Raw genomic sequence first — 3,790 nt, 5'->3', positions numbered from 1 at the left:
GCTCTGATCAAGCCGTTTCCTAAGGTAGCCAATGACAATCTCTCGACGTGGGTTCATCGCAGGCCTGGCGCTGACCGGTGCAGCCGTGCCCGCGGCCTTTTATGCCCATCGCGAGTTGACACGGGAAGAAGCGTTTCCCATCACCCCCGGCGAAGCCACGGTCGACCTCGCCGACACCCAGGGCCAGCACCTGGCGAACACACTGCGGGGTGTTTGGAGCCTGCGCCTGGAAGGCCGCGATGCGGGCCTTGCGGGCCTGCCGCAGCAAGGCCTGGAGTTGCTGCTCGACATCGCCCCCCGTGGCCGTGGCCTGCGTGGGTACCTGGACACCGCCGAGCAATTGCGCGCCGACGGCGAGCCGCGCTACCGCGTCTTGGGCGACCTACTGACGGGCGAGGGCGCCGTGCTCTATTGGCGCTTGATCGACCGTGATTCCGACGGCGGCGCGCCGGCCTATGAATTCAAGATGACCCTGGATGAAGTCTGGGCCGATTTCGGCAATGCCGGCAGCGCCACGCTCAGCGGGCACATCCTCGACCTTGAGCGGCCCCTGGCGTTGACCGAACGCGACAACCGTTTTATCGCCCACAAACAACTGTTCCCCGAAGCCCGCCAGCGCATCGGCCTCAACCCGACCTTGCTGGCCTGGCTGATTTCTCCCGAACACCGCCTGTTTCACCAACTCTGGCACGCTACCCGCGACCAGTGGCACAAGCTCTCCGAAGAAAAACGCGAAGCCCTGCGCGGCATCGGCTGGCAGCCCGGGCCCCGCGGCCAGGAGCGCGATGCCCGCGGCAAGCGCAAGGACCGCAATGGTTCGGGCATCGACTTCTTTTTCATGCACCGCCACATGCTCGGCACCGCACGTTCCATGCAGGACTTGCCGTCCTGGCCGCAATTCCCCGAGCCGCAACCGCCGTTGGAGCGCGATCGCCTGGGATTTGTGCGCTACTTCGACAATCACGACGGTTTCGCGCTGCCGCCCTGTTGGTCGGCGCCGGATGACGCCGACTACACCCAGTGGGTCAGCGATATCAAGGCGGCCGAGACCTACCACAGCAACTTTCAGGTGTGGGAATCCCAGTACCGCGATCCGCGCTACCTGGCCAAGTTGAGCCTGGGCCAACTGGGCTCGGAAATGGAACTGGGCCTGCACGATTGGCTGCATATGCGCTGGGCCTCGGTGCCCCGCGACCCGTCCAACGGCGCCCCGGTCCCCTTCGCCCGTGACCCCGCAGACTTTGCCGCACGTTGGTATGCGCCGGAGAACGACTTTCTGGGCGACCCGTTTTCATCCCATGTAAACCCGGTGTTCTGGCATTTCCATGGCTGGATAGATGACCGCATCGAAGACTGGTTTCGCGCCCACGAGCGCTTCAACCCAGGTGAGGTGAGCCGACTGGAAGTCAACGGCGTGGCCTGGTTCGCGCCAGGCCGCTGGGTCGAAGTAGGCGACCCTTGGCTGGGACCGGACACCCACGGCTGCAGCACCACACCGGGGCTGCAGCAGGGGCGCTCGATGGAGATGGACCCGGAGATCATGAAGCTGGCCCTGCGCATTACTTTCGGCGCCGATGAAGAGCTGCTCAAAGGGTTATTCAAGCGCGTGCCACAGCGGCCATGGTATGCACGGCATTTGAAGGTCAAGCGCGAGGCTTAGCGGGCGTTTTTAAACCTGCTCCTCCCCGCGCAATTGCGCACTCATTTCATCGCAACTGTGTGCCCAGTCGCTCAACCATTGCGGCAGCGGCGGCGAGGTGTCGTCCAAGCCCAGCTCGCGGATAAATTCGGCCGGGGGCAGTGTGCCCTTGGCAGAGCGAAACAGCCCGCGCATCACCACCACGCCAACCACCCGCCCATTGCTGACGAAGCGGTGCTCCATCAGGTTCCACTTGTGGTCCCAGCCGAGAATGCGGGTGTGCACGTCGAATGCCTCGAACAGCTTCAATTCCCGACGGAACTTGCCCCAGGTATCGCCGACTATCGGCATGGCCTTGTGGCGCAGTGCCACGCGAAATGCGCCCGTGCGCAGCACAAAATCCATGCGCGCCACGTCGGCCAGGGTGAAATATCGGCCATTGGTGACATGCCGGTTCAGGTCCAGGTCCAGCGGCCAGACCCGCATGCGCACCACCGTGGTGGCCAGGCCGTGAACCGGTTTGCGCCAGGGGCGGCGCAACAGCATGAGCAGTAATCGAAACCAGAGATTCATAAAAACGCCAGACAGTTGATCAATGGCCGCACTTTACGGGGGCGGAATCGGCTAAGGTAGATGCGTAAATGACTTATTACATGCGAAAAGTGCAAGCTGGAGTTTTTACATGCACGTCACCTTGCTCCTGGCGGATCAGTGTTCCGCTGCCAGTGCCACCCTGGCCATGGAAATGCTCAGTGCGGCCAATCTGTTCGCTCAAAGCCCACCGTTCGAGGTGACGCTCGCGTCTCTGGACGGCCACCCGGTGACGGTATGGGGTGGGCAATGCCTGCAGGTGCACGGTTCGCTGGCGCAGATCGCGCGCACCGACCTAGTGCTGATTCCCGGTTTTCTCTTTACCCTCAAGGAAGCCCTGCCGACGTTCGCCGCCTACGGCGCCTGGTTGCGTGAGCAGCATGGGCAGGGCGCCGTGTTGGCTTCGATGTGCACGGCGGCGTTCATGCTGGCCGAGACGGGGTTATTGCACGGCTTGCGTGCGACGACTCACTGGGCATTTGCCGGGTTCTTCCGGCGTCGGTATGCCCAGGTCAGCCTGGATGAGGGGCAGATCCTCTGCGAAGACAATCGCCTGATCACCTGCGGGGGCGCTACGGCGGCGATGGACTTGATGCTGCATCTGATCCGCCGTTTCGGCTCGCCGGAGCTGGCTCATACCTGCGGCAAGTACTTGCTGATCGATGCTGGGCGCACTGAGCAGTCGGCCTACGCGATGTGGTCGCTGCCCAAGAGCCACGGTGATGCGCAGATCCTGCGTGTGCAGCATTGGTTGGAGCAGCACTTTGCGCAGTCATTGGTGATCGACGAGGTTGCCCAGCGCTTTGGCTTTGGGGTGCGTAATTTCAAGCGGCGCTTCAAGGAAGCCACGGGGTGTACGCCGATTGGTTATCTGCAGAGCCTGCGTCTGGAGCGTGCCAAGCAGATGCTTGAGTCGACACGGATGACGCTCGATAGCATTACGTATGCGGTGGGTTATGAGGACAGTAATTCGTTTAGGCGGTTGTTTCAGCAGCGGGTGGGGATGCTGCCGGCGGCGTATCGCAAGAAGTTTCTGACTGCCCCGTGATCCAAATGTGGAAGCTGGCTTGCCTGCGATGACGGCCTGCCAGCCGACCCATATCTACCTGAAACCCCACGATCCAACTGTGGGAGCTGGCTTGCCTGCGCTGACGGCCTACCAGCCGACACTTCTGTACCTGACTCCCCGCGTTCCAAATGTGGGAGCTGGCTTGCCTGCGAAGACGGCCTGACAGCCAACACATTTGGACAGTGTATATATCCATTCCTTCGGTAACGGCCGCCTAGGGTTCCGCCCTGACGGCGGCTCACTTTCGAAAAGCCGGAATGCCGGCCCAGACAAAAGTAAGCAAAGCGCTCTTGCCCCACCACTCGGCACCTCGCTTAGGCTCGGTGTGCCCGTAATCCGCCAGTGATTTGGGGGGCCGCCGCCACGCGCCATCCATGGCGCGGGGCGGCTAAGCCGGCATCCCTGCCGGTTTACCCCCCAAATCCCTGTCGAATTCCGGCCAGCGTGGTTTAACGGGGCGCCTGAGATCAAAAGCAGATCAAGATCAAGAG

The 3,790-nt window shown here is 62.4% G+C and carries 3 protein-coding genes; 2 read left to right on the top strand and 1 reads right to left on the bottom strand.

Annotation, left to right across the window (positions count from 1 at the left end; genetic code table 11):
* Positions 1–31: 31 nt before the first annotated feature.
* A complete protein-coding gene (pvdP, locus tag GIW04_RS28905; RefSeq protein ID WP_003191924.1) occupies positions 32–1,660 on the top strand; it encodes a pyoverdine maturation tyrosinase PvdP in 1,629 nt (542 codons plus the stop codon).
* A 9-nt stretch (positions 1,661–1,669) separates the two neighbouring features.
* Here the strand turns inward: pvdP and GIW04_RS28900 are convergent, their stop codons facing one another.
* Positions 1,670–2,212: a thioesterase family protein gene (locus tag GIW04_RS28900; RefSeq protein ID WP_120248194.1), complete on the bottom strand. Its 543-nt coding sequence runs from the start codon at positions 2,210–2,212 to the stop codon at positions 1,670–1,672.
* A gap of 109 nt (positions 2,213–2,321) precedes the next feature.
* On the opposite strand from GIW04_RS28900, the gene GIW04_RS28895 reads away from it, so the two are divergent.
* Positions 2,322–3,278 (top strand): GlxA family transcriptional regulator, encoded by a 957-nt coding sequence (locus GIW04_RS28895; RefSeq protein WP_003191921.1) that lies wholly within the window; start codon positions 2,322–2,324, stop codon positions 3,276–3,278.
* The last annotated feature ends 512 nt before the right edge of the window (positions 3,279–3,790 follow it).

Source organism: Pseudomonas sp. PA-4-8C (genome assembly GCF_021606625.1).
Classification (GTDB): domain Bacteria; phylum Pseudomonadota; class Gammaproteobacteria; order Pseudomonadales; family Pseudomonadaceae; genus Aquipseudomonas; species Aquipseudomonas lactis.
The sequence above is the reverse complement of the archived record's forward strand: the minus strand, read 5'-3'. Positions and strand labels throughout refer to the sequence as shown.